General features: G+C 57.9%; 24 protein-coding genes and 1 pseudogene. 18 read left to right on the forward strand and 7 right to left on the reverse strand.

Annotated features, from left to right (window positions below):
* The first annotated feature begins 6 nt into the window (after positions 1–6).
* Entirely contained in the window at positions 7–189 is a 183-nt protein-coding gene (locus AArcSl_RS17470; protein ID WP_245883266.1) for a hypothetical protein, read from the forward strand.
* Positions 190–978: 789 nt separating this feature from the next.
* On the opposite strand, the pseudogene AArcSl_RS17815 reads toward AArcSl_RS17470, so the two are convergent.
* Positions 979–1,629, reverse strand: a pseudogene (locus tag AArcSl_RS17815) (S8 family serine peptidase); the annotation flags it as partial.
* Here AArcSl_RS17815 and AArcSl_RS17475 point away from each other — a divergent pair.
* From AArcSl_RS17475 to AArcSl_RS13925, 3 genes are all read left to right on the forward strand, one after another.
* Positions 1,600–1,806: a hypothetical protein gene (locus AArcSl_RS17475; RefSeq protein ID WP_245883268.1), complete on the forward strand. Its 207-nt coding sequence runs from the start codon at positions 1,600–1,602 to the stop codon at positions 1,804–1,806. The pseudogene AArcSl_RS17815 and the gene AArcSl_RS17475 sit on opposite strands and share 30 nt — an antisense overlap.
* Before the next feature lie 24 nt (positions 1,807–1,830).
* Positions 1,831–2,259, forward strand: a complete 429-nt coding sequence (locus AArcSl_RS17480; protein WP_245883270.1) for a hypothetical protein — start codon at positions 1,831–1,833, stop codon at positions 2,257–2,259.
* Positions 2,260–2,900: 641 nt separating this feature from the next.
* On the forward strand, positions 2,901–3,776 hold the full coding sequence (locus AArcSl_RS13925; RefSeq protein ID WP_119820551.1) for a hypothetical protein: 876 nt from the start codon (positions 2,901–2,903) through the stop codon (positions 3,774–3,776).
* Between the two features lie 62 nt (positions 3,777–3,838).
* Here the strand turns inward: AArcSl_RS13925 and AArcSl_RS13930 are convergent, their stop codons facing one another.
* Complete coding sequence (locus AArcSl_RS13930; RefSeq protein ID WP_119820554.1) at positions 3,839–4,372, reverse strand: DUF7344 domain-containing protein; 534 nt, start codon at positions 4,370–4,372, stop codon at positions 3,839–3,841.
* A gap of 266 nt (positions 4,373–4,638) precedes the next feature.
* Here AArcSl_RS13930 and AArcSl_RS13935 point away from each other — a divergent pair, with 266 nt between their 5' ends.
* The 11 genes from AArcSl_RS13935 to AArcSl_RS13980 all read left to right on the forward strand — a co-directional run bounded on the left by AArcSl_RS13935 (position 4,639) and on the right by AArcSl_RS13980 (position 16,622).
* Positions 4,639–5,028, forward strand: a complete 390-nt coding sequence (locus AArcSl_RS13935; protein ID WP_119820557.1) for a hypothetical protein — start codon at positions 4,639–4,641, stop codon at positions 5,026–5,028.
* Positions 5,029–5,287: 259 nt separating this feature from the next.
* Positions 5,288–6,553: a SipW-dependent-type signal peptide-containing protein gene (locus AArcSl_RS13940; RefSeq protein ID WP_245883272.1), complete on the forward strand. Its 1,266-nt coding sequence runs from the start codon at positions 5,288–5,290 to the stop codon at positions 6,551–6,553.
* A 359-nt stretch (positions 6,554–6,912) separates the two neighbouring features.
* Entirely contained in the window at positions 6,913–7,695 is a 783-nt protein-coding gene (locus AArcSl_RS13945; RefSeq protein ID WP_161945972.1) for a SipW-dependent-type signal peptide-containing protein, read from the forward strand.
* An 8-nt stretch (positions 7,696–7,703) separates the two neighbouring features.
* Complete coding sequence (locus tag AArcSl_RS13950) at positions 7,704–8,483, forward strand: SipW-dependent-type signal peptide-containing protein (protein WP_119820567.1); 780 nt, start codon at positions 7,704–7,706, stop codon at positions 8,481–8,483.
* A 2-nt stretch (positions 8,484–8,485) separates the two neighbouring features.
* A complete protein-coding gene (locus tag AArcSl_RS17240; protein WP_217563458.1) occupies positions 8,486–10,309 on the forward strand; it encodes a SipW-dependent-type signal peptide-containing protein in 1,824 nt (607 codons plus the stop codon).
* 97 nt (positions 10,310–10,406) lie between these two features.
* Positions 10,407–11,828: a SipW-dependent-type signal peptide-containing protein gene (locus AArcSl_RS17485; protein WP_119820570.1), complete on the forward strand. Its 1,422-nt coding sequence runs from the start codon at positions 10,407–10,409 to the stop codon at positions 11,826–11,828.
* A 91-nt stretch (positions 11,829–11,919) separates the two neighbouring features.
* Complete coding sequence (locus AArcSl_RS13965) at positions 11,920–12,630, forward strand: hypothetical protein (RefSeq protein WP_119820573.1); 711 nt, start codon at positions 11,920–11,922, stop codon at positions 12,628–12,630.
* A gap of 183 nt (positions 12,631–12,813) precedes the next feature.
* Entirely contained in the window at positions 12,814–13,842 is a 1,029-nt protein-coding gene (locus tag AArcSl_RS13970) for a hypothetical protein (RefSeq protein ID WP_119820576.1), read from the forward strand.
* Between the two features lie 102 nt (positions 13,843–13,944).
* Complete coding sequence (locus AArcSl_RS13975; RefSeq protein ID WP_119820579.1) at positions 13,945–15,411, forward strand: signal peptidase I; 1,467 nt, start codon at positions 13,945–13,947, stop codon at positions 15,409–15,411.
* A complete protein-coding gene (locus tag AArcSl_RS16675) occupies positions 15,401–15,730 on the forward strand; it encodes a hypothetical protein (protein ID WP_133412170.1) in 330 nt (109 codons plus the stop codon). The genes AArcSl_RS13975 and AArcSl_RS16675 overlap by 11 nt, the downstream gene beginning before the upstream one ends.
* Positions 15,731–16,016: 286 nt before the next feature.
* Positions 16,017–16,622, forward strand: coding sequence for a DUF7344 domain-containing protein (locus AArcSl_RS13980; RefSeq protein ID WP_119820582.1), 606 nt, complete (start codon positions 16,017–16,019; stop codon positions 16,620–16,622).
* A 115-nt stretch (positions 16,623–16,737) separates the two neighbouring features.
* Here AArcSl_RS13980 and AArcSl_RS13985 read toward each other — a convergent pair whose 3' ends face one another.
* The 3 genes from AArcSl_RS13985 to AArcSl_RS13995 all read right to left on the reverse strand — a co-directional run bounded on the left by AArcSl_RS13985 (position 16,738) and on the right by AArcSl_RS13995 (position 19,129).
* Positions 16,738–17,091 carry a hypothetical protein gene (locus AArcSl_RS13985; RefSeq protein ID WP_119820585.1) on the reverse strand — a complete coding sequence of 118 codons (354 nt, stop codon included), beginning with the start codon at positions 17,089–17,091 and terminating at the stop codon, positions 16,738–16,740.
* Positions 17,092–17,192: 101 nt separating this feature from the next.
* Positions 17,193–18,533 (reverse strand): glycine cleavage T C-terminal barrel domain-containing protein, encoded by a 1,341-nt coding sequence (locus AArcSl_RS13990; RefSeq protein ID WP_119822012.1) that lies wholly within the window; start codon positions 18,531–18,533, stop codon positions 17,193–17,195.
* A 161-nt stretch (positions 18,534–18,694) separates the two neighbouring features.
* Positions 18,695–19,129: a pyridoxamine 5'-phosphate oxidase family protein gene (locus AArcSl_RS13995; RefSeq protein WP_119820588.1), complete on the reverse strand. Its 435-nt coding sequence runs from the start codon at positions 19,127–19,129 to the stop codon at positions 18,695–18,697.
* A 150-nt stretch (positions 19,130–19,279) separates the two neighbouring features.
* Here AArcSl_RS13995 and AArcSl_RS14000 point away from each other — a divergent pair, with 150 nt between their 5' ends.
* Positions 19,280–20,149 (forward strand): hypothetical protein, encoded by an 870-nt coding sequence (locus AArcSl_RS14000; protein WP_119820591.1) that lies wholly within the window; start codon positions 19,280–19,282, stop codon positions 20,147–20,149.
* Between the two features lie 74 nt (positions 20,150–20,223).
* On the opposite strand, the gene AArcSl_RS14005 is transcribed toward AArcSl_RS14000, so the two are convergent.
* Both AArcSl_RS14005 and AArcSl_RS14010 read right to left on the reverse strand, forming a co-directional pair.
* Positions 20,224–20,484, reverse strand: coding sequence for a HalOD1 output domain-containing protein (locus AArcSl_RS14005; RefSeq protein ID WP_133412171.1), 261 nt, complete (start codon positions 20,482–20,484; stop codon positions 20,224–20,226).
* 234 nt (positions 20,485–20,718) lie between these two features.
* Positions 20,719–21,576 (reverse strand): hypothetical protein, encoded by an 858-nt coding sequence (locus AArcSl_RS14010; protein ID WP_245883273.1) that lies wholly within the window; start codon positions 21,574–21,576, stop codon positions 20,719–20,721.
* Positions 21,577–21,860: 284 nt separating this feature from the next.
* Between AArcSl_RS14010 and AArcSl_RS14015 the strand changes: the two genes are divergently transcribed.
* Together AArcSl_RS14015 and AArcSl_RS14020 are read left to right on the forward strand one after the other, a co-directional pair.
* Entirely contained in the window at positions 21,861–23,027 is a 1,167-nt protein-coding gene (locus tag AArcSl_RS14015) for a signal peptidase I (RefSeq protein ID WP_119820596.1), read from the forward strand.
* Positions 23,028–23,109: 82 nt separating this feature from the next.
* A complete protein-coding gene (locus tag AArcSl_RS14020; RefSeq protein ID WP_119820599.1) occupies positions 23,110–24,504 on the forward strand; it encodes a DUF5305 domain-containing protein in 1,395 nt (464 codons plus the stop codon).
* Positions 24,505–24,521: the final 17 nt, after the last annotated feature.

Genomic DNA, 24,521 nt, shown 5'->3' on the forward strand with positions numbered 1-24,521 from the left:
GGTCTGATGGAACAGATGGAAAGCGTCTGGAGTATCGAGGTGGCGCTCCTCGTCGGGGTGGTGGCCATCGGGTGCGAGGAGATGGGAGACGGTGGCGTTGAAATCGCCTTCACTGAACCGGACGTCTCGGTTTTCAGGGAAAGAATCACGTACCTCATAATACGTTACGGTATCGTCTACGGTCCCTAATTTTGCATTCAGTCGTATGGTCTCCAGATCGCCGTGGATCGATTCCAATTCGGTGATATCAGGCGAATAGGTGACTGTTTCTGCTTCATCAAAGGTTATCGTCTTGTTTTCTGTCACAGTTACCGTTTCTGCCATTAGTATCGACTTCCCCGATGGGCCGTCAGTACCTACTGTGAAAACTGTATAATTACCCCCCATAACACCGAACGAGGCTTCCCCCTCAGAACTGTCGCTAGTAGTAGCAGAAATAGAGTCCGTCATGGTCTTACCATCGCGGTCGTGATCATGAATCCCAACGAAATCTCCGCTCACATCACCGTCATCGAGGGCTAATTTTTCGATAGTGAGTTCGTATCTTGCATCCACCGAATAGCCGAAGTTAGATTTATACTCGCCATCGTTTATCTGAAGATTCCCCGCATAGCTATTACGGGGAGTGTCAGCAGTAACATGGAGTTCGATCTGGACTGTTTCTGCTGGATCAATTGATATCTCAGTTTGATTTAGGCTAAGATTCCCTGCTTCTCCATCTATCGAGGTTGCAGATGCTGAAAGAGTTAGTTTTCGCTCACTCTCTCCTGAATTTGTTATCTCGATTGTTTCGTACGTAGAGCTGTCTGTAGAAATACTTCCAATATCAGTTGTTGGTTTGTTAATGATCAGATTCGAATCAAGAGAATCCGTAACGTTGAGACGGCCACTACCAGTTGTATACACATTGTAATCTCCAATATCATCCGTGGTAGTCACCAATTGGCTCTTCACTGCTGACGGTGATGGTTCACCGTTTTGTTCGATTACCAGTGCAGCAGCCCCGGCGACTACAGGAGTTGCCATACTTGTCCCACTTTTACTGGTGTAGTCGTCGGTATCGGCTTCGGCACTGGTGACTGTTACCCCCGGTGCTACTAGATCCGGCTTCACATGATTGCGGATCGGTGTTGGTCCGCGAGAGGAGAACCATGCAATATCATCGTAATTATCGCTAGCTCCGACCGTGATTGCGCTTGGTACAACACCTGGCGAAGCGATCGTTTCGAAATCGTCGCCGTCGTTACCGGCCGCAACGATCACTGTTGTTCCATTAGCGACGACTGTGTCAATCACATCGAAAAACGGATCATCCGAACTCGTTGATCCGCCAAGACTCATCGAAACGATATCCGCATCGTTCTCGTCGGCGTATTCGATTGCTTCAATGATGTCCGAAGCGCTTCCACCTCCACTACTATCCAGTACCCGCAGATCCATGATACTCGCATTAGGCGCGACGCCGACGTACGTCCCGTCACTGGCGTCGCCACTCCCTGCTACAATCCCCGCAACGTGGGTTCCGTGCCCGTGTTCGTCGTGAGTTGTTCCTTCTCCAGTGAAGTCTTTCTCGTGAACGACTGCATGCTGGAGGTCGGGATGATCGCTATCGACGCCGGTGTCGAGCACGGCGACCGTGACGCCCTCTCCGGAGACGTTGTAGTCTTCCCACGCTTCCTCGGCAGAAACTACGTCCCCCGCGTCGTCGAGTTGGACCTCGTATTTCGCGTCGTAGTGAACCCGTTCGATCGAGTCGTCGTCGCGGAATTGTTCGAAGGTAGCTTCCGCACCGGCTTTGTCGATTGATCCCGAGACGGCACCGATCGACGCGTGAGAGCTTGCGACGTCCAATCCTGTCGTTCCGGCCATTCCACGCTCGAACGCGTCGGAGACGCCGACCCGATCACTCGCGTTCTCGGCGGACTGAACGCCGATCCCGTTCCCTCGGTCCGGGCGATCCGTCCGTTCGCGGAGGATTACCGGGACGCTGTCAGTATCTTCGTCGGCGTAGCCGTCTTCAATCAGCCTGTCGACGTTGAACAGTTCCGGATCGAACCTGTCGAAGTCGACGCCTTCGGGAAAGACGTACGTTCCTTCGGCAGTCCGGACGGTGTGCATCGTGTCGTCAGTATCGGCGTCGTACCGGGGCTCATCGCCGGTTTCGATCACCTGCACCGTGTGGCCGGTGAGCAGCGTGACGTTCGTCCGAGGGACAGCCTCGACATCGGCCGAGGACTCGAACCGATCGTTATCATCTGATTCGTCGACTGTCGAGCGATCCAGTACCGGACCCGAATCGATCTCTGGGCCGAACTGTTGGGAGGCGTCAGGGTGACTCGAGCCGGGGTTCTCGATACTCGGTGTCGTGTCGGCCGTAGCGGCCATCCCGGCGGCCGGCGCGGCCGGCGCGACAAGCATGAGCAACGCGACCAAAACGACGACGGCGCAACGAATTGTCCCGCCCGTTCCCGTCCTACGCGATGAGGCCATTTCTGTTGGCAACTCCCCCTTATGGTTGAATACTGTTTTGATTCAGTTCTCATCTGTGATAATACACTTATACTTGACACGATATTCGGAATGTTGTGTTTCAGGCCCTCAGTAGATTATATACGAACAAAAATACAATAATATATATTATAGTAATCTCAAATTTTCATAATGAGATAACTAAACCGAGCCGTTTGATGATAAAAGAGAAATAGGTGTATCGATAACTGTGAGACGGCTATCCGGTAGTCCAATATCAACTGGAACGATCTTCAGTCACATGTTCACTGAGTCGATGATGGATCGTCCTCTGTTCAGGGGTGTCCTGAGACCACCCGCTTGGAGGACAACGAGTCTATACTTAAGCAGGAGATAGCGGAATTGAAGAATAACCGAGTCGAACCAGAACCATGTCATTGAGCAATTCGTTCGACGGGCTTCGACAGCCGGAGTACACCGGCGAGAACAGGTGTCTACCGTGTACAGTCGTCAATCTCGGGATCGCAACCGCCCTAGGGATCGGGGTCACCGGTGTCCTCGTCAGCTCCGGGACGACAATCGAACTGTCATCAGTCGTGGGCGGTGCCATCATCGCGGTATCGGCCGGGCTGATCTATCTGCGGGGGTATCTGGTTCCGGGCACGCCCACGCTGACCAAGCGGTACATGCCGCTGTGGATGCTCCGTCTGTTCGGAAAAGCGCCCGAACCCGTACGTGACGACCGGGGAAACGTCGAGGTGGAGTCGTTCCTCCTGGAGGCCGGCGTCATCGAGGAGTGTCCAGACGATGACGATCTCTGTCTCACTGAATCGTTCGAAACCGCCTGGCGAGACCGGATCGACGCGATGCGAGATGGAGCCAACGGAGAAGCGATCGACCCGGGCATCGACGACTTCGTCGACCGGGGCGAGGTGGAGGAGGACGTCGATCTCGGGGACGTCGTGTTCGAGGAGCGAGGGAGTGCTTATGTGGCCACCCTCGATGGCAGACGGATCGCCAAGTGGGAGTCTCGGCCGGCGTATCTCGCAGACGCTGCGGCGGCGGCAGAGCTTCGGCGACGGGCCGCCGGATGGCGCGTTCTCGGGTTCCCCGAGCGAACCGAAGTGGCTGGCAGTCTTCGGCTGTGGCTCGAAGAGTGTCCTGACTGCGAGGGTCCGGTGACGATGGATCAGGAGACGGTCCAGTCCTGCTGTCACGAGCGACAGGTGCTGGCGGCAACGTGTGACAACTGCGGAGTGCGGCTGTTCGAGGCGAACATCTCGCCAGGCGCGCTCGATTCGAACTGATCTCCTGGCTCAGAAGCGTCTGCGGTTCTCGTCGATTCCCGTCGTTTATTTCCACGCCTGTTTCAACTGAGCAACGCGTTCAGGTAGATCCAGCGTTGGCTCCACAGCTGGTAGCCCATCACGACAGCGAACACGAACAGGAACAAGGACGTCCAGAGGACCGGATCGACAGCGGAGACAAGTGGGACGTCGATGTGCGCAGCGAGGACGACGAAAAGCGAGAGCGTTCCGAGCATACGATAGACCTCGTCCCACGTGACACCGTAGTCCGTTACAACCTCCATGTAAATGCGGACTGATTTGGCGTCCTCCTCGAGCGTGACTGTCTTTCGGTCGGAATCGTACTCGATGACGCCGCGCCTGTCGAGTTTCGGGAGATGCGTCTGGTGAAGAGAGTTGTAGACGCTGTCGCGGATGTTCTTCGGTGGCGGCGACTCACCGGTTTCCTGTTCGGCGATTGCTACCGCGAGTTCCCGAAGCGTCGTCGATCCCACTGTTCGTTGCATGTGTTTGATGACCTGCTGTCGACGCTCGTTCCGGAGCAGGTCGTGGATTTGCGTTTCCGGCAACCTCTGGTAACGGTTCGTGATTCCCATCGTTGTGACCCGAGGGACCCCATCCGTCCCCCACGCTATCGAGTCACACGTACCCCTATTAGGTAAGTAATCAGCGCTTGTATCTGTGTTGTCGGACCGGTAGTGAGTGCCTGATACGACAAAAAATGTTATTTTTACACGACACTACAGAACGGGAAAAGCAGTACGTGGCCGGTTACGAGATTCATTGGTGTGGATCTACCACCGTTTTCCCGATTTTCGATGCGATCAATGCCGCCCTAGGGGGGCGATAAAAACGGGTTGGCGTGATTTCGGTCGGTGTCGGAAAAGCTGATCCGGATACAATACAACAGATCACATCCACGGACCTGGACATCTACACGGCTGCAAACATCGACGAACGACATGACATCTTCGCTGCGATCGGCGAGACGATCCGCACAGGCGAGGGTCTCCTCTTCGAGGGATCGTTCACTGACGCGATGCCCGAACTCGAATCCGGTAACGGAATAATTCTCAACGATCGAACAAATGATCTCGAGGAGACGTGGTATTTCGCCAAATCCGTGACGAAGCGTATTGTTCTCGAGTGGTGGTTACCGACTGGTGACGGTAACAAGGTGCAAACTGATCGCCTCGAATTTTATTTGGAATTCTACACCGATCAGTTCCGTCACAACGAAATCGAGGCCTGAATCGAATCGACAGCAGCCACTCGCGATTTTTATTCCCACGACAGGCGAGTCAATTCGCCCGTCTTCTCACCCGATTTATCAGAATTATTGGAAAACGTTGAGTATTACTACTAACTCCGAGGTAATGACTGATTATACACGATTTACGGTCGCGAAAGCTCTTGTTACCAAATTATCCAGGGATGTTCAGGCACTCCCAGTCATCCGACAACAACCCGTTTGAGAGACAATCGCGCGATTAGCTATGGGGGTAGGGGTAATGGGATCTACCAAGCCCGCCGGGACACCCGGCCGGGCGAGAACGACTATGTCAGACCGGAAATTCGAGCTGTCACGGCGGAAGGCATTGATCGGTCTCGGAACCGTGGGCGTGGCGTCCGCTGGTGCCGGTTTCGGGACCAGCGCATACTTCAGCGATCAGGAAGAGTTCACTGGTAACTCGATACAAGCAGGTGAATTTGAACTGACCGTTGAGCAGCAGGTTATCAGTATCGATCAAGACGATATTGGTCCGGATCACTTGGAGGCTGGCGAGGGTCCTGATGGTGGTGTTTGGGTTAAAGACACCATTGAGATTGAGGACGCGAAACCGGGTGACGAGTACGAATTCTGTTGGGACATCACCATCGACCACAACCCCGGATATGTAGCCGTGGCGGCCGATTACGACGACTGGACTGGAGCTGAGGCAAGTGGTTTGGATCCTGACGACCTCCATGACGTTGACGATGAGGGCGATATGACGACACTCGGTGAAGCAACAGAGGTCCAGTCGGTTTCGCTCGAGAACGGTGACGAAGTAACATACGAATATGACTATCTTGGGGACCTCCTCGCGGATCTCGAGAGCGGCGCACTTATAGATGATAACGATGACCCGATCCAGTTCGACGAAGGAGTAACTTGGACCCTGTGTGTCGAACTGAAGATTCCGACCGATGTCGGAAACGAACTCCAAGGCGCGCGCCTGGAGTGGGATCTGCTGTTCTACGCAGAACAGGCCCGACACAACGATGGCGCCGACATGGAATCCACTGCTGCGAATGCTCTTGTTGACTTTCCGAACAACCCGTTCCTAGACGACGCGCAGACCGATAACGGCGGTCTGTTCGCAAATCTCGGAGGCGGAGAGGTTGTCCCTCTCGAGGAAGGCACAAAAATGAGCGATTTCCCGACCGGTGAAGTGGACGCACTGGATACTCCATTCATGCAGTCAGTGTACGCGAACACGACTGACGAGTCGATCTCGATCGAGGTGGAGTCGATCGGGTTTGGGCCCACGGCCCAAGTATTGGGTGTTGATCCGTACAATGAGACCGAATTTGGCGTCGACGACCAGTGGTATCGCATTCCGATCGGGATCGGAACACCGTATCCGATCGATGCTCCCGAAACCGCATGGGATGAACACGGGAACTTTGAGGGAGCGCCAATGCAAGGTGGTCCGGAAGGCGACTACGAACTCGTTGAGGTCAGCGAGACTGAGGATGGGTTCAAAGTCGTATGGGAGTATCTTGGTGAATGAAATCAGTAGCCAGATTACAGAGATATCTCACAACCACCTGAGCAAGACGCTGATGGCATGATATAAAAATCAGCTCTCTTTCATATTTTTGATCTTGGGAAGGATAGGTATGGCGACCCCGGGGATGCCGAAATTAACGATAAGCTCAGCTTCGAACTCACCTTTTGAAAGTCCGATTTCACTCACCTCGCTGCCGATTGGCCCCATTATTTCGTGAGTAGGGGCGCCTTTCCGGATCGCAATCAGTCTATACGGCTTCAAAACGAGACGTTTGAGAGACAATCGCGCGATTAGCTATGGGGGTAGGGGTAATGGTATCTACCAAGCCCGCCGGGACACCCGGCCGGGCGAGAACGACTATGTCAGACCGGAAATTCGAGCTGTCACGGCGGAAGGCATTGATCGGTCTCGGAACAGTGGGCGCGGCGTCCGCTGGTGCGGGACTGGGAACGAGCGCGTACTTCAGCGACCAGGAGGAGTTCACCGACAACAGCATTCAGGCCGGTACGTTTGGTCTGACTGTTGACCAGTATGTAACAAACGTTGATCAAGATGGTCTTGGACCAGATCAGGAGGACTGGGAGGCTGACCAAAATGATACCGGAGTCTGGGTTAACACCCCCGAAATTGGAATTGAAGACGCCAAGCCCGGCGACGAGTACGAGTTCTGCTGGGAGGTAACAGTTGAAGATAACCCGGGATACGTTGCAGTCACAGGAGAATACGACGACTGGAACGGTGTTGATGTGGATAATATCGAGCTTGAAGACCTGTGGGACATTGATGATGAGGAAGATCTCTCGACAATTGGTGATGAAGCACTCGTCACGGAACTCACTATCACAGTTCCCGGCGAAGATGATGATGAAACGGTGTACAAGTTCGGAGGTGATTATGATACCTTCGGGGATCTCCTCGATGCTATTGAAGACGACGGCGTCCTGCTACACGACGAAGGGGGGGACGGCATCCAGATCGAGGCAGATCAAACGGTCACGGTCTGCCTGACGCTTGATATTCCCGGAGAAGACGTGGGCAACGAACTCCAGGGTGCAAAACTCGAGTGGGACCTCACGTTCTACGCCGAACAGGCCCGGCATAACGACCCTGAAGACGTAAAATCCGAAGCAGCCGGGCTCTGAGTTGAATCATGAGCAAAGAATTCCAATTGTCGCGCAGGAAGGCCCTCGTCGGGCTCGGCACGGTCGGCGTCGCGTCGGCCGGAGCCGGGTTCGGAACGAGTGCCTACTTCAGTGACCAAGAAGAGTTCACTGGGAACTCCATACAGGCCGGCGAATTCGAACTTACGGTCGAACTACTAACAGGAGAGAGTACCGTTGATCAAGACGGAATCGGGCCCGATGAAGAGATTGAAAGTTGGGCTTCGGCAGTCGGTGATGATGGTGCTGAATTCGGAATGCCGATCACGATTTCCGATGCCAAACCGGGAGACACATACGAGTTTTACTGGGAGATAACGATCAACGAAAATCCTGGTTACGTACAGGTGGAAGGTGATGTACAGGAAGATGAACCCGGAGGCGATGAAGATGATGACCGCTTCGAAGAGCTTGGAGTTACACCAATCCCACTAGGGCAGTCAGATAACATTACAGCGACGGTAGCCGTTGGTGATGAAGTAGAAGACGGCGAGTGGTCCGGTGCAGGAGAGTTCTCAAGTGAGACCTTCGATGGTGAGGGCCTTGGTGAGTTGTTCGATGCTCTTGACGGTGACGGATTAGCACTCCGGAACGAAGATGGAGAACTGCTCACGATAGGTCCCAACGGTGATTATGATTCTGTCGTGGTATGTGTTGAAATAGTCATATCGACGGAGGCAGGAAACGAGATTCAGAACGCATCCCACGCGTCTGACCTCAGGTTCTACGCCGAGCAAGCCCGCCACAACGAAGAGTTCAGGAGTGATTGAATATGAGCAAGAAAAATAACGGATTAAAACTGTCGCGACGGAAGGCTCTCGCCGGGATCGGTGCGATCGGTGCTGCGAGCGCTGGCGCCGGAATGGGTACGAGTGCCTTCTTCAGCGATCAGGAATCGTTCGAGGGGAATAGTCTCGCTGCCGGGGAACTCCAACTCCATGGCAGCTGGCAGCAAATCTACTACGGTGCATCACAGGAGACGCGCCCGCAGGACTACGGCGCGGCCGGTCGTCCGTGGGTGAACGCCTTCCCGGACGACGGTCAGTTCGTTGCTGATGCAGATTCCGACGGCATCCAGTCGTTGGGAGATCGCACCTACGTCGATGATCCAGATGTCGACCCGAAGTACGGCGATAATATTCAGCTCACCTGCGACGACTTCGAGGATCTACCGGACGCGCCGAGTCCGGTATTCGACCTCGAAGACGTCAAACCCGGCGATAAGGGTGAAGCCACGTTCGGGCTGAACCTCTGTGACAATCCCGGCTATCTCTGGTTGCAGTCGGAACTCGCCGACTACGAGAACAATCCGGGGACAGAGGATCACCTCAAGGACTTCATCAAGGCGAAAGTCTGGGTCGACGAGGATTGTGACAATGTCCCAGACGGGTGTAAAGATGCGGACATCATGCTGACGGTCGACTTCTCCGGATCGACCTTCTACGACTCGTACGGAGGGCTGGTCTCGGACGACCCAATCGAAATCGGTGGTCACGAGTACGACGAAACGACCCTCGTGGATCTGGCGGAACAAGCGATCTACGAGCTGATCGTGCATCTTCGCGACGACCTCGAGTGTGAGTACAACGTCGGTGCGGTCTTCTTCAGTGGATACGATGGAGATTCGATTTCCGGTGAGGGTTCCGGCGACGCGAAACTCAGAGTGGTCGACCCAACCACGGATCTCAGTGGGTTGATCGAAGACGGCGACTACAACACGGCGGACGTTCCGGCCGACACGGGCGACGATCCCAACGAGGGCGGAGAACTGCGAAACCTCCGATACCAGCTCGCCGAGATCATCGCGCACGATCCGGATCCGGACGACGATCCTGACGAGTACGTCTGGGATCCGCGCGAAGACGTCGACGAGGAGGACATCAGTACCGGCACGGCGCTCAAGGAAGGTATCGAAGAAGCGGAAGACGTGATGGAGGACGAGTTTGGAAACCAACACAACGTCCTCATCACCGATGGCTCACCGTGGGAAGACGGGAACCTCGGTTCAGACGACTACGAAGAGGTGTTGGAGATAGCTCACGACGCACGTGTGGACGATCTCGGCCCCCCGACGAGCATCTGTGTGATCGGCGATACGGACGAACGTGACGAGTCCGTCTACCTTCAGCAGGTGGTCGCGAACACTGCAGGCGTCGAGATCGACGTAGATGATGCTATGGATGCCATCAACAGCATGATGTCGTCTGACACAACCCTCGACGATCACGATCCAATGGACGTCGGTGGGAACCTCGCCCACTGGTTCCCTATCCGCGATGATAACGTGGCAACAGAACTGTACGTCATCTGTCTGAGCGATCTCCTCGGCGAGTACGTCCTCGGATACGGGACACTCGGAGATGTGCTCGACGATCTCAACAGTGATGGGATGCAGTTGTTCCAGACGCCACGGCTCGAAGCAGACGCGTGTTTCGAACCGGGACGGACCCACTGTATTGGGTTCAAGTGGTGGTTCCCCACTGGTCAGGACGACGTCAACGACGCCCAGGGTGACTCCCTGACGTTCGACCTGTCGTTCTACACCGAGCAGTGCCGCCACAACGAGAACCCAACTGGACCGCCAGCTGACGACTAACCGCGGAGTCGGTTAACGACTCCCGGTCTTTTGCCCCACACGGTGTACGCCGGTTCGACTCCGGCGGTGGGGCTTCCCCTTCGGGGGATGAGCGATAATGAGCAAGGAAAGCAGTTTCGAACTGTCGCGACGGAAGGCACTCGCCGGCATCGGCGCCGTCGGTGTGGCATCGACGGGTGCGGGGTTCGGCACGAGTGCGTACTTCAGCGACGAGGAATCGTTCGAGAACAACACGATGACGGCCGGGGAACTCGATCTCAGGCTCGACTGGCAGCAACTCTACTGGGGGATGCCCTATTATCATGATCAGGCACCCTACGGTTCCGCTGGACGGCCATTCGTGAACGCCCATCCCGACCATGACGATGACGGGATGCAGTCGTTGGATGATGACACCCGATACGTCGACGGTGATCCCGGCGACGATATGAACTGGTCCATGGAAGATGTCGAGGACGGCGCAAATATCCAGGAGGACCTAACTTGCGAGACCCTGGATAACTTCGGTGATCCCGACAGCTTCCACAACGACAACGGGTTCGAGCCCGACTCGCTGATCGATCTCGACGACGTGAAGCCGGGAGACTGCGGGGAAGTGACGTTCAGCTACCACCTGTGTGACAACCCCGGCTACGTCTGGCTTTTCGGCGAGTTGGCCGACGATATCGACGATGAACTCGCCGAAGCAATCGAGGTGAAGTTCTGGTACGATCTCGGCTGTAACAACGTTTTCGACGAGGAGCAGGATCAATTGATCTTCCAGTGGGGGAGCATGGCAGAACTGCTCCCGTACTTAACTGAGGGACTCCAACTTGATCCCCGAGTTTATGGGGAAAATCACGACGGAGACACCGGCGATGGGGGAGACGATAGTGGTGAATGCGTGAAAGTTGGCAAGGTCGATGTCAACGAAGACGGGACATTCGGTGAGGTCGATGGTGGCACCAAGGAGAATGGGAACGTATTCAATTTCGATGATGACGCGAACGCACCTCCGTGGTCCGGTGGTGGTGACTACAAAGCGCGGGACGTGACGGTAGAAGTCGAGATCACAGAGTTCGAAGATGAAGACAATGAGGAGGAACCGGTTTCGATTAAAGCAGAAGTCATCGACGGCGATTATGGACTCTGCCGAATCAGGGTAAATGGCGGTCAGGACAGTGAAACCTTCTATGACCTCGGGGAAGGTGAAGAGGCCTGCGTCACTGAAACGCGGGAACTGGAAACGAACCTTCGTAATCCCGGAGACCAGCGTGCTGCGATCAGTAACATCGAGTTCTTCGTCTGTGACATCGACGAAGACGACGTTCCACCACCGAACCTGTGCTTCCCGGCTGACGAGACGTTCTGTGTCGGATTTAAGTGGTGTCTACCAACTGATGTCGATGTCGAAACAATCGACGGGATCGACGACATCAACGATCTCCAGGCAATGTCCTTGAGCTTCGACCTCGGCTTCTACACCGAGCAGTGTCGCCACAACGACGATCCGACTGGCCCATCCGGAGCCATGGACTGAAGCCGACTCATCCCCCGACTCCCGATTTACGCCCACGCTGGTGCGCGACGCCGGTTCAATTCCGGCGGTGGGCTTCAATCACCGATATCGCATGCACCCCAAAAACGTCTCCCGTCGCCAACTGCTCGCTGGCGTGGCGAGCATGGGCGCAGCTTCGATAGCCGGCCTCGCCTTTGCGACCGAGCGCAGCCGCGCGTTCACCGAAACGACCCAGCTCCAGACCGGTTCGATCGACGGCCTCCTGCTTGACTGGCGGGAAAAGTACAACGACACACCCCTTACGGACACGACCGATGGTGCAGCGTCGCCGTCTCCCACCGGCCCAGCAATCTCGCTCGGAAACGTCCTCCCGGGCGATTCCGGATCACTCAGCGTCCAACTCCGACTCGACACTGAAAACGAAGACGCCGACGACGTCGAGGTCGAAACAGAACTGAGCTTCGATCTCACTGGCGACCTCCAGTCGCCGGGGCTTCAGGAGTTCATTCACGCCGCGGTCTGGTACGACACCGGCTTCCTGGAAGTGGACGCCTTCGGCGCGCGCAATGCGGAACGCGATCCCGGGGAGCAACTGGTCCACCCCGACGCCGAGGGAACGCTCGAGGACGTGACGACCGCGCTTTCGGACGGGGTCGCCCTCGATACGAACCCCAACGCCCCGACAGAATCGACCTGCCTCTCCGGGTCGGACAAAGTCACGGTCACGTTCTGGTGGTGGTTCCCCACGGACCAGGAGAACATCAACGCGGTCCAGGGCGATACCGTCGAGTTCGACATCCGATTCGACGCTGAACAATGTTAAGTCGGATCGCTCCAGCGCCCTACCTCGGTTTAGGGATTGATTTCCGAAGTAATCCGGTTCTCAGGCTCGGCCTTCACTGGCTACAATGAGCCTATACTCATATGATAACCTCGCGTGAGGTACTCACACGAACGTGGTGGAGGATGGGGTCACCACACCTGCAGCCATGGGGACGATACCACTATGTCCGATAAGGGATACTCGCGCCGACAGATTCTGGGGGCAATAGCAGGAGTCGGCGTAACTGGTGTTACTGCCGGATTCGCCACGCGAGCCTACTTCCACGATCGAGAGATATTCACCGGGAACAGATTCCAGGCTGGCGCTCTCTCGCTCGAACTCGCCGGCGCTGGCGTCGAAGACGAAGACTCCGTGACCGACTTCCCGACCGAAAGCGACTTCGAGAACGGGGATACGGTCTCCGTTACGTTTCCCGAACTCGAGCCCGGCGACGAAGGCGTGTTCTCGACTGCGTATCGACTGTGTGAAAACCCCGGGCGCGTGTGGGTGCGCACTCACCTTATCGGGGCAGAAGAAACCGAACTCGAGAACTATCTCGACGTCAGATTCGCTTCTCGTCCCGACTGTGAACCGCGCCCGGAAGGCGAAAAGGACATCCTCTTCGAAGGGACGCTCGGTGATTTTCACGGGACGTATTCCGGTGGCAAGCTACTGGAGTGTCGATACCTGGGGAAGATCGAACACGACGAGGACACGGGGGAGTTTTACTTCGACGACGAGGACGAGGGTGCGGTGACGAGTCAGGATCCCCCGGTATTCGAGTTCACTCCGGACGGCGAGGATTCGGTGACGATCGAACTGACAAACGTGAAGACGAACGACGACAGGGAGGTCATCGAGTTCGACTACGAGGTGACAGACGGCCCCGGCGTGTGCGAGGTCACGACTGTCGGCGGGGGTGATCCTCCCGGACCCAAACGAAAATACTACGTTTATGAGGGTTGCCGGAGTGTGGATTACGGACTGACGCCGCCGGATCACGACAAAACCGATGGCGTCTACGGGTTAAGCCACGTGGAGTTTTACGCCTGTGGCGGCTGCCACGGGTGTCCCCCGGGGTGTCTCGACCTCGAGTGGGTGTTCGACGACGATCCGCCCGAAGAGCTGCTGGACGATACGCTCGAACTGCAACTCGAGTTCCGCGCGATTCAGTGTCGACACCAGACCGAACCGAACAATCCCTGGAGCTAACATGCACCGACGAACCACCGCATCGATCGACCACCGAACTCCGAAGCCCTCGATTGGTGGAACTCTCGGGACTGTCGAGCTTTGCAACTGGAGGTGTCACCCATGTCGCTGACACGGCCAACCCTGCGCCAGGTCCTCAACATCGTGGGCTTGCTGCTTTTGCTCGCGATCGTGATCCCGTTCGTCATCTATGCTGTCCCCGGAATCATCGGCGCCGAGGGTGGCTACGTGGTGCTTTCTGGTAGTATGGAGCCCGCGATCAGCGTCGGCGACGTGGTGATCGTCGACGACGTCGAAGCCGAAGCTATCCAGGAGAACGACGTGATCACCTACGTTCGGGGTGGCGAGGAGACGCCGACGACCCACCGCGTCGTCGAGGTACTTGAAGAGGATGGCCAACTCGCCTTCCGCACACAGGGTGATGCAAACGACGAGCCGGATGCGACACCAGTGCCGGCAGAGCAGGTCAACGGCAAGGTTATTTTGACCTTCCCGTACATCGGCTACGTCGTCGAGTTCGCGAACACGCCGTACGGATTCGCTGCGCTGGTGGTCGTCCCGTTCCTGCTTTTGGTCATCTCGGAGCTGTACACCTTCTTCAAAGGGAAACGAGAAGAGATGTCCGAAACGCAGTCGGCGGACTCGCCGGAGGCTGCAGACGGACCCTCCGATGAGGCTGTAGATTCTTCCCCACCCGTTCCGGATGACGGAACGGCTGCTGCAGCCGCAGGCGACACCGGGGAGGACGGCGAAACTGACGACGATACGATCGCGATCACGCGTACCGATCTTCGCCTGTCGCTGTTGTTGCTCATCGGGATTGCGATCTACTCGGGATGGATCGTGACGCTGATCCAGGAACCGTGGTCGTTCGCAGTTGCATTCGCCTCGGGGATCGGCGTGCTGCTGGTCGGTGGGATGTACTATCTCGCGGGCACACAGGAACTGCCCGCGGAGCCCGAAACTGGGAGTGTCCCGGACGATCCGGCGATGGATTCGGAGCAGTCTGATCCGTCGACGTCGATAGACACCGGCGCCGGGATCGCCGCTAACGGGGCGTCTGACGGTGCTGGAGTTGCTACTGAGAGACAGGCTACCTCGCAAGGAAACACAGCCGCCTCCGACAGTCGAGTCATCTCCGGCACTCTGCGGTCGGAAACGCAGGAGTATCCCGAAGTCGTGGTCGACTCCTTCCGACAACTGGAAACGATGGCAACGACTGACGACGACTGGATCGTCGACGACGACGAAACGGGCGGATATCACCTCGTCCGGAACGGAACTATCTACAGCCGGTACGTGGAGCGTTCCCCGGATGCGGACGGGACTGACAGTGATCCAGGTTCCCCAGACTCGTCGGAAGAAGTGTCGGAAGCAACCAATGGCGAGGAGCCGATTGATTTCTTAGAATCGGAATCGGAGTCGGAACTGGAACCGGAGTCGGAACTGGAGGAACCGGAGTCGGAACTGGAGGAACCGGCGGAGTCAAAAGGATCTGACTCGGCTGTAAATTCGGAAGAACCGAACGTAGATCGAGAAAACAAGGAGGGTCGTCCCAATGCCAACTGACAGTCAGTCACGAAAAGTCGCCGTATTCGTTTTGGTTGTAACGATATTCTTCGCAGCACTCACCGGCGGATTCGCCACTCACGCCGCGTTCACAGATAGCGGAACCGCCGCCGTGGAGTTCGGCGTTGCAGCGGTGAACTCCGGGACTGCGGCAATGAACGACGAGACGACATCGGCGTTCGATTCACCGACCGTCCCATCTCAGACAGGGGATGATACGGGAGAAATGAGTCAGGAACTCCCAACCACTGCTGCCGCCGTTGGTTCCTTCGCCGGGGCTCGACTGCCAGCTATCTCGGATACCTCCCCACGCTTTTGACTCGAATCGAGCAGTACTGTCCTTTCTGCCGAGCGTCCGAATTATTGATCCAATAATTCATTGTTAAACTGAGTATATGTATGTGATAATGGTGGCGTTCGTGTTCGATTTGGATCGAAGCGATGGTGTCGGCAGTGTTTTGACACCACCAAACGCGAGCGTGTCAAGTAAATATCTTGAGAGTTTCTTAGATTATCCATAAATTATCAAAAATGACCTGCTCTTGAACGGAGTATATATTAAATAGTTGTCTTCCTAATGTGTCAGTACCGGGGGGTGAGTTCACATGGCATCCGGAACGGTAGAACAGTTATTGAGGGGGGAATCGCAGGAGTCAACGGAGACTCCGAACCAGGACGTACTTTCGCGGAACGATATATTCGAGGTACTGCGAAACGAACGACGACGATTAGCGCTTCAATATCTCGAGGAGTGTGACACAAACGCGGTACCACTGAACGAGGTAGTCGATTACGTGACGAGTCGGCAAACCGGTGAGTCGATGGATAATCTCGATTCGGGAAATCGGAAGGCCGTCTATACGGCTCTCCGCCAATCTCATTTTCCGAAAATGGACAAAATCGGGGTCATCGATTACGATCCGCTCCGGGGAGAGGTTGAAATCACTGACGCCGCAAAGGACGTTCAGATGTACCTGGAGTACGTCCCAGAAGACGAAATCCCGTGGCACGAGTATTATCTGGGGCTGACAGCCGTTACCGCTGCACTGGTTGCGGTAACGTGGCTCAGTATTTTCCCGTTTCATCAACTCTCCTGGCAGGTGGTTGCCGTGCTCATGGTCCTCCTTTTCGGCCTCTCTGCGGTGACACACACGTTTTACGCGAAACAAAACGAGATCCGCTTCGAGAACTTCTTTCGAGACGAACGGTGAGGAAAACACGAGATAAGACGTCTGTATCAGTCTGTGTTTCCCGAGATGGGAACACACGATCCGGAACGCTCCTTGTACTCTTTTCCGCTCGTTTTTCACCACCGAACTGTATCTCTCAAAGAACTGCGATCCCCATCACGAACACGTTCCACAGCGTCACCAACACCCCGAGCACGGCGAGCCCAAGCGGCACACCCACCCGATGGGGTGCCGGCACGACGCGCCAGAGCCCGTAACAGAGAACGAAAACGAGCATCTTCAGCCATATCATCGACGTGGTCCCGTATGCCCGGATCACGTCACCCACCACCGGCCCCGCCTCGACGACGTACTGCAACTGCAGTCCGATCGCGGTGGTCACGAGGTCGCCGATCCCGAAGAACACGACGGCGACGAGCCACAGAAACCGCTCGCTATCGAGCAGTAACTCGACGGAAGTCGGCTCACTCTGGCTCGTTTCGTACGCCATCCACACTGGCACTACGAACTGCTCCCTTATCGGTATGTGTTGCCTGAAAAGCGTTCGCGACGGGATCGGACAGTCTCGGACCGGCTACCTCTCGGGAGGCGCTACTCGTTTGCGTCCTCTTCGGCGTCCATCTTCGCCTTCTCGCGGGCGCTGGGATGCACCGACTCCTTGAACGGCACCTGGACGACCCGCGCCTCGACCGGCTCGCCCGGTTCCTCGGCGTACTCGTCTGGCAGGTGGACCAGATACTCGGTGCCCAAGTCGGTGCCGTCGACGGGCACGAATCCGAGCGCGATGTTCGTTTCCAGCTCCGGTGACCACCACGGCGAGGTGAGATACCCGACCTCGTCGCCCGTCTCGGGGTCAGCCACGAGCCAGAAGTCCGGCGCGTAGTCCCGGATCGGCTCGCCGCCCAGCTTCATGCCGACGAGTTCGTGGTTGAACGGCGGGTTCCCGGCCTCGATCTGCTCGCGCTGGCGCTCCAGTTCCTCCTTGCCGACGTAGTCGGCCTCCTTGTCGTCGGGCACCTGGTATGCCAGGTTCACCTGGAACGGCGACGTCTCGTGGTCCATGTCCTGGCCCCACGAGAGGATCCCCGCGGCGATCCGGCGATGATGGGCGGGCGCGATCACCTCGCCGTCGTAGGATTTCACGGCCTCGAGCACGGGGTTCCACACCGCCTCGGCGTTCTTCATGGAGTCTCTGACGTAGATCTCGAACCCCTTCTCGCCCGAAAAGCCCGTCTGACTCACGAGCACCGGACACCCGTTCACTTCGCCCTCCATCAGGCCGTAGTACGGGATGTCGTAGATCTGCTCGCCGAACAGGTCCTCCATCACGTCGGTCGACAGCGGCCCCTGGATCTGCATCGGGGAGACGTCGATCTCGTCGATTTCGACGTCGAACCCTTTCTCGACGTTGACACCCTGGAGCCACTGCATCAGCGTCGAGTCCGAGATCGAAAACCAGAACTCGTCGTCGGCGAGGCGCAACAGCACCGGATCGTTCAGGATGCCGCCGTCCTGGTTACAGAGGATGGCGTATTTCCCGTGCATCGGTTCGATCTCGGTCGCGTCGCGGGTGATCACGTAGTTGACGAGCTCCTCCGCCTCCGGACCCTTGACCCGGATCTGGCGCTCGACGGCGACGTTCCACAGCGTCACGCGGTTGACCAACGCGTCGTACTCGGCCATCGCGCCACCCTCCTCCTCGGTGCGCATCCCGCGCGGGTGATACATCCGGTTGTAGACGGTTGCGCGCCAGCAGCCCTCCTCCACGGAGAGATGCCAGAACGGAGACTTTCGAACCCGCGTCGAGATCAACATCTCGATGCCGGGATCGCCAGACTGCCTGAGGTTCCGGGGGAGCGTTCGATCGGACTGGTCGACTGAGGGAACGTTCGGATGACTGCCGGATTCCGCCGGCGATTCCTTGTCAGACATTTCCATTATTTGGATGGGCTACTATAATGAAAATGCATCGGTGAAATCGAGTTTGTACTGTGACGGGCACACGACGAACAGCGGTGGATAGGCACACGACGAACAGCGACGGACGAGCGCGCGAGGGCTCGCGGGGGCGATTGCCCGGACTGCGGTTGCGACTACGGTTTCCCGGTACCGTACGCACGCCCGGAGAGCGTTTCGGGGACGAGTTCGTACAGTCTGTTCTCGCTGCCACCGTCGGAGCCACTCCAGAGTTCGCGGTCGAGCGGGAAGTCGGTGTTCTCGCGAAGCACCGCAAACGCCTCCCGCTGGTCGGATTCGGGAACCGATCGCAGTTTCCCCGTGGCGATCACGCTCTCGACGACCCTGTTCGGGTGTTTCGCATACACGATGAAACAGGCCAACGGCTCCTCGTCGATGAAGTCGGCTTTCCGACCCCGCTTCGACTTGCTGAGCTGGAACACGAACCGGTCCCCGTCGTACCCGTACGACACCGGGACCCCATAGGGCTCGTTGTCGTCCGCGAACGTGAGCACGCCGTCGTCCTCACGCCGCAGCACTTCCTCGATCGTCTCCTCGGAGAAACGCTCCATTTTGACGTCCTCGGCTGCACCTACGGGCGCCCGGAGTAATAAGCCTGGGTCGCCGGACGGTGGTCCACTGTCGGTTCGGGCCGGAATGCGATCGGTGCACAGTTCGGTAAACAGTTTATACCTATTAACCAGGGATCGGAACACCCAGTAATGGGGTTGGAACTCGGCGGGGTTCTGGGTCGGTTTCGCAATCCGGACTACACCGGAAATAATCGGTGTATTCCGTGTACACTTTTGAACCTCTACGTCGCCGCACTCGTCGGGTTCACCATCGCGCTGGCCCAGCACCAACTCGTCGGGGCGACTGTGTTCGCCGTGCTCGCGCTTCTGGTGTACTTTCGGGGGTATCTGGTCCCCGGAATCCCGGCGCTGACGGCGGTGCCGAAAATCGTTCTCTCGCGGGTTCGACGATCCGAGAACAGGGACGAAACTGAATCGGAATCCGAGGGGGAATCCGAGGTGAAATCCCGGGAGGGGTCCCAGACGAAAGCGGGATCCGGCACCGAGGAACAGGAATCGACTTCGTTCGTGATGGAGCTCATCGCAGTGGACGTTCTCGAGCGACAGGGCGAACAGCTCGACCTCACTCGTAGTGCCCACACCGATTGGTGGAACCGGATTCGGACACTCGACCAGCGGGACTCCGTGCTCGAACCGCTCGCCCGACAGTACGGACTCGATCCGGATCGTGCATCGCTCGACTGGGTGGGGGAGTCACCGGTGCTGTCGGACGACGGACGGGCACTCGAGGTGTGGCCCTCGGAGGCTGCACTCGTCGCCGACGTCGCCATGGAGTTGGTGCTCGCAGACCGAGTCGACTGGCACCAGTTCGACCGGGCCGAGCGCAACCTGCATCTCGAGATGTTCCGCAGGTTTCTGGAAGCGTGTCCGAACTGCGGGACAGCACTCCAGTCGCCGAGCGGATCCGGCCATCGTGCGGACGACGCAGGGACGGACAGAAACGCAGCGCTCTCGATCGAGTGTCGCGACTGTGGAGCAACGATCCTGGAGAAGCGGTGAGGCGTGCAGTTGCAGTGCTGGTGGGTGACTCGTCGGAACCCGGAACCCGTCCGCGTTCCGTTCCGGTCGGACTGTCAGTCGATCTCGCTGATCTCGATTCGTTCGCCGTCCTCGACGCGAATTCGATAGCCGTCGTGTGTGAACGTCACGACGACGCCTAACGGCTCCCCGCCCGGCGGATCGAACAGCGCGTCGAGTCCCTCCGGATCGATCGAATCCGACAGCGGACGTTGCCCGGAGATGTCCTGCCCGGATACCTCCTCGAGAAGGACGCTCACCGCGACCGAGATGGAATCGCCGGGAACGTCGGAAACGCTCCTGCTGTAGGTACTCATGTGCCCGTTCCCGTCGACCGACGACGGTGCTGAAAGATCGCTGTTCGACGTATTATTCATATGAGAGTACTGACAGTGCAGAACGATGCAACGTAATTATATTCCATCAGGGTGTCTTTACTGGATTAATTCGGCTACGGGAACAGGTACTTGCCCAATAAATGTTGTCTATTTTACCTCTTTCGCGCTTTCGACGACAGACGTTTTCGACAACAGGTGCGAGTTCACCCGAAGTCACCGATACGATCCGTTGAATACCGACGCCCCACACTCCGTACAGTCCCGGGAGACGTTGACGTACTCGCCCGAACAGCAGGTTTTGGTGACGTCCTCGATCGACGTCAACTCCCCGTCACAGTCCGGGCACCGCTCGAGGAACGCGCGGAGACTGGCCAGCAGTTCGCCGCTCTGTCGTTGATCGAGTTCGTCCCAGACCGACAGCCACTCCCCCAGCGTGGGTTCCGCGCCGAGGTCGGCCAGAAATGCCGCCCGTGAACTCCACCGACCCGCTGTTACGCCGTCGATCGTCACCTCGAACGGGTCCTCGCCGGTGACGGAAACGTCGTCGGGATCGACCTCGAGGACGGCTGCGAGCTGCTCGAGAGCCAGGTCACCTTCCCGAAACCGTTCGATCCGGTCCCACCACGCCTCCTCGAACGCTGGAGTGAGACAGAGGTCGTCTACGTCTTCACAGTCGTCGACTATTCCGGCGTCTGCGAGCAGTTCTCCGACGTGTTCGTACTCCTCGAGCACGTGGTCGGTACCATCGTCCATTTCGGCCGCAACACCCCCGTCGGTGTCGAAGGCATCCTGGGTCGGGATCGGCTCCTTCCCGAACCACTGGAGCACGCGATCCGGAAAGTACCGCTGCGTGATCGTGGGGGTTCCCGGGACGAGGTACCCCCTGAAGTAGATCGCGGTTGCGCTCACCAGAAGCACGAGGAAGCCGGCGATCGCCGACACGAGACCAACCGCGAGGGCGAGAATCACCGCGAGCACCGAGTTCAGGAGCGTACACGGTACACACCGGTTTTCACCCGTGTACTCGGGGCGCCGAAGCCGATCGAGTCCAGTCGACATTGCCAGTATCATGGTAGTGAAGTTCCGTTTCCCGTTACATAGGTATAGGTCGATTACCCGCCGGAACTGTTGTGGTGACCCCCGTTCAGGGCTCCGTTGAGATGGGATCCCGGCGTGTTATCTCGCATCGAGGAACCACCGGGGAGTGATCGCGACCGAGACCGCCGTCGGCCGTTTTGCTCCCGAACCCGACGTTCAGGCCCTCCCTGATGTCGAATAACATGGAGTTACGTTCGGGGCAATGTCTGATTACCTAAGGGGGAGAGAACCGAACGACAGGCCAGGTGTTTGGGGGGATGGGTTCGAGCCTCGGAAAGCTGGCGGAGTATGCCCTGGCGCTGGTGCTGTTAGTGCTGGTCGTGTCGCTTCTCGTCGGCCACTTCCTCGGACAGCCGATGTTGCTCGCGTACGTCGAAACCGGCAGCATGGAGCCGACACTCCAGGCGGGCGACGGCTTCGTCGCGATCCCCTCCGCCATTGCCGGGGAAGTCACGGTCGGGGACGTCGTTGCCTTCGAGGCCGAACAGGTGCACGGCGGCGATCTGACCACCCATCGCGTCGTCGACGCGCGGTCCGGCGGCTACATCACACAGGGAGATAACAACCCGTTCACAGACCAGGGGCAGGGTGAACCGCCTGTCACTGACGGACAGATAAAGGCGGTTGCGCTCCAGGTAAACGGGGAAGTCGTTCGTATTCCACATCTCGGCACCGGCGTAATGGCCATGGGTGCCGCGATCGATCGGGCCGAGCGGTTCCTGGCCGGATTCTTCGGCACGCCACGCCTCGGGGATCAACAGCTGGCGTATCTGCTGTTCGGCTTCGGGGTCCTGATCTACGGGGTCAGTCTGGTCACCGGGGGCGAGGGGAGACGCGACAGGCCAGGCGGTCGCTCCCGATCCCGCTCCCGCGAGGGAGTGGTGGATCCACGGCTCCTCGTGATCGGGTTCACGATCCTCATCATGGTCGCCGCGACGGCCGCGATGGTCCTGCCTGCGGGCACCCAGTCGTACGGGATCGTGAGTACCGAGGGCGACTCGGCGAATCCGACGATCGTCCCGATGGGCGAGTCCGACGAGATGACGTTCGTGAGGCACAACGGTGGACAGCTTCCGGTCGTTTCGTACATGGAGCCGGCGAGCGACGGCGTCGAGGTGGAGCCACACGTAACGCATATGAGTGCAAACGAGACGGTTAACGCGACCATAACGTTCCACGCACCTCCGGAAACCGGCTACTACATGCGATCGGTAACGGAGTATCGCTATCTGCTGGTGCTTCCGGCCCCGGTGATTCAGGGGCTCTACGTCGTTCATCCGTGGCTCCCGTACCTCGCGGTGAACGCCCTCATCGGCGGGTTGATCGCGATCCCCGGACTGCTCTTGGTGGGCTCGGGAGATCTGCGGCTGCGGTCGCGAGACCGGGACCGGCGAGGCGGAATCGTGACACGCCTGCTCGAATGAACACGAGTGAAAAACACGAGAGACCATTCGGAGAGAGAAACGGAGGAACACGACATGATTCAACTGAACGGAGGACAGCACGATGACGAACCGTGACGAACCCTCGACGGCCGACGAGGACCGGCCGAACGTCTGGGAGTTCAGGCTGCGCCGGGCGCTCGATCGCCAGTTCGTCGTGGTCGTCGTCGCGCTGCTCGTCACTGCTGCACTGGGGGGGTATCTCGCCTACGAACCACACGTGGAACCGGGCGTCGAAATCGAAGAAGAGACGGTCACGGACTGGTCCGAACGGACGGCGTTCGGTCACTCCGCTACCGTACAGGAAGACAACCCCGTGTTTCCGGTCGGTGCTGACCTGACAGACCGGTCGCTATATTACACGAACCTCGCGCCGGAACTGGATGGGGTCTACGAGTACCGATACTCCAGCAGCGGTGGCGAAGGCGAGGTCGACGTAGAGATGGACATCCAACTCAGGTACCAATCAGTTGCAGGGGACGACGACGGCGTCTTCTGGGAGCGCACCGAACCGCTGACGACTGTCGAACACGAGGCGGTAAATCCCGGCGAGTCCGTTACTGCCGAGTTCCAGGTGAACGTTCCGGAAACCGAAGCACGGATAGAAGACATCCAAGAACAGTTGGGGACGACGATCGGTACGGCTGAAGTCGACGTTGTCGTCCAGACCAGGGTCCAGGGAACCGTCGACGGGGACGAGGTCAGCACAATACACCGACAACAGCTACAGATCTCTCCCGACGGTGCAACCTACGAGGTCGAGAATCCGGGAGCCGAAACGGAAGCACACCAGTCGACAATCACTGACGAGGTGCCCGTAGAGTACGGGCCGTTGCGCTCGTATGGATCACTCGGACTGATCGCCGCCTCGCTCCTTGGGCTGGTCGGACTCGGTGTCGCCCGCCGTAATGGAGCGATCGCTCCGACGGAACGCGAGATAGCCGCCGCCGAGTGGGCCAGAACCCGATCCGAGTTCGAGGAGTGGATCAGCCGAGGCCACGTTCCCGACGGTTCGCTCGAAACGCCCCGAATCGAACTCGAATCGCTGGATGACCTCGTCGACGTCGCGATCGATTCCAACAACCGCGTGATCGAAGACGCCGCCCGGGAGTGCTTTTACGTGGTCGGTTCCGACGTCCACTACGTCTTCGTCCCTGCCCAGTTCGGGAACGGGGAGCCGTTGCCCCCGAACGAACCCACGACGACTCCCAACCCCAGGTCGATCGTGGAGGACATCACGGACGACGGTATTTTCTCCGCCGCCGGCAGTGCCGACGCCGATGACAGCGATGAATCGACTACAGAGACGGCTGACGGAGATGCGCCGATCACGGAGACGGCTGACGGAGATGCGCCGATCACGGAGACGGCTGACGGAGATGCGCCGATCACGGAGACGGCTGACGGCGGCGAACCGCCGGCGGAATCGTCGGACTCCGAACGCGCCGAAAACGAATAAAAAACCCGTCGTGTGTC

It is taken from the genome of Halalkaliarchaeum desulfuricum, from assembly GCF_002952775.1.
In the GTDB taxonomy this organism is placed as follows: Archaea; Halobacteriota; Halobacteria; order Halobacteriales; family Haloferacaceae; genus Halalkaliarchaeum; species Halalkaliarchaeum desulfuricum.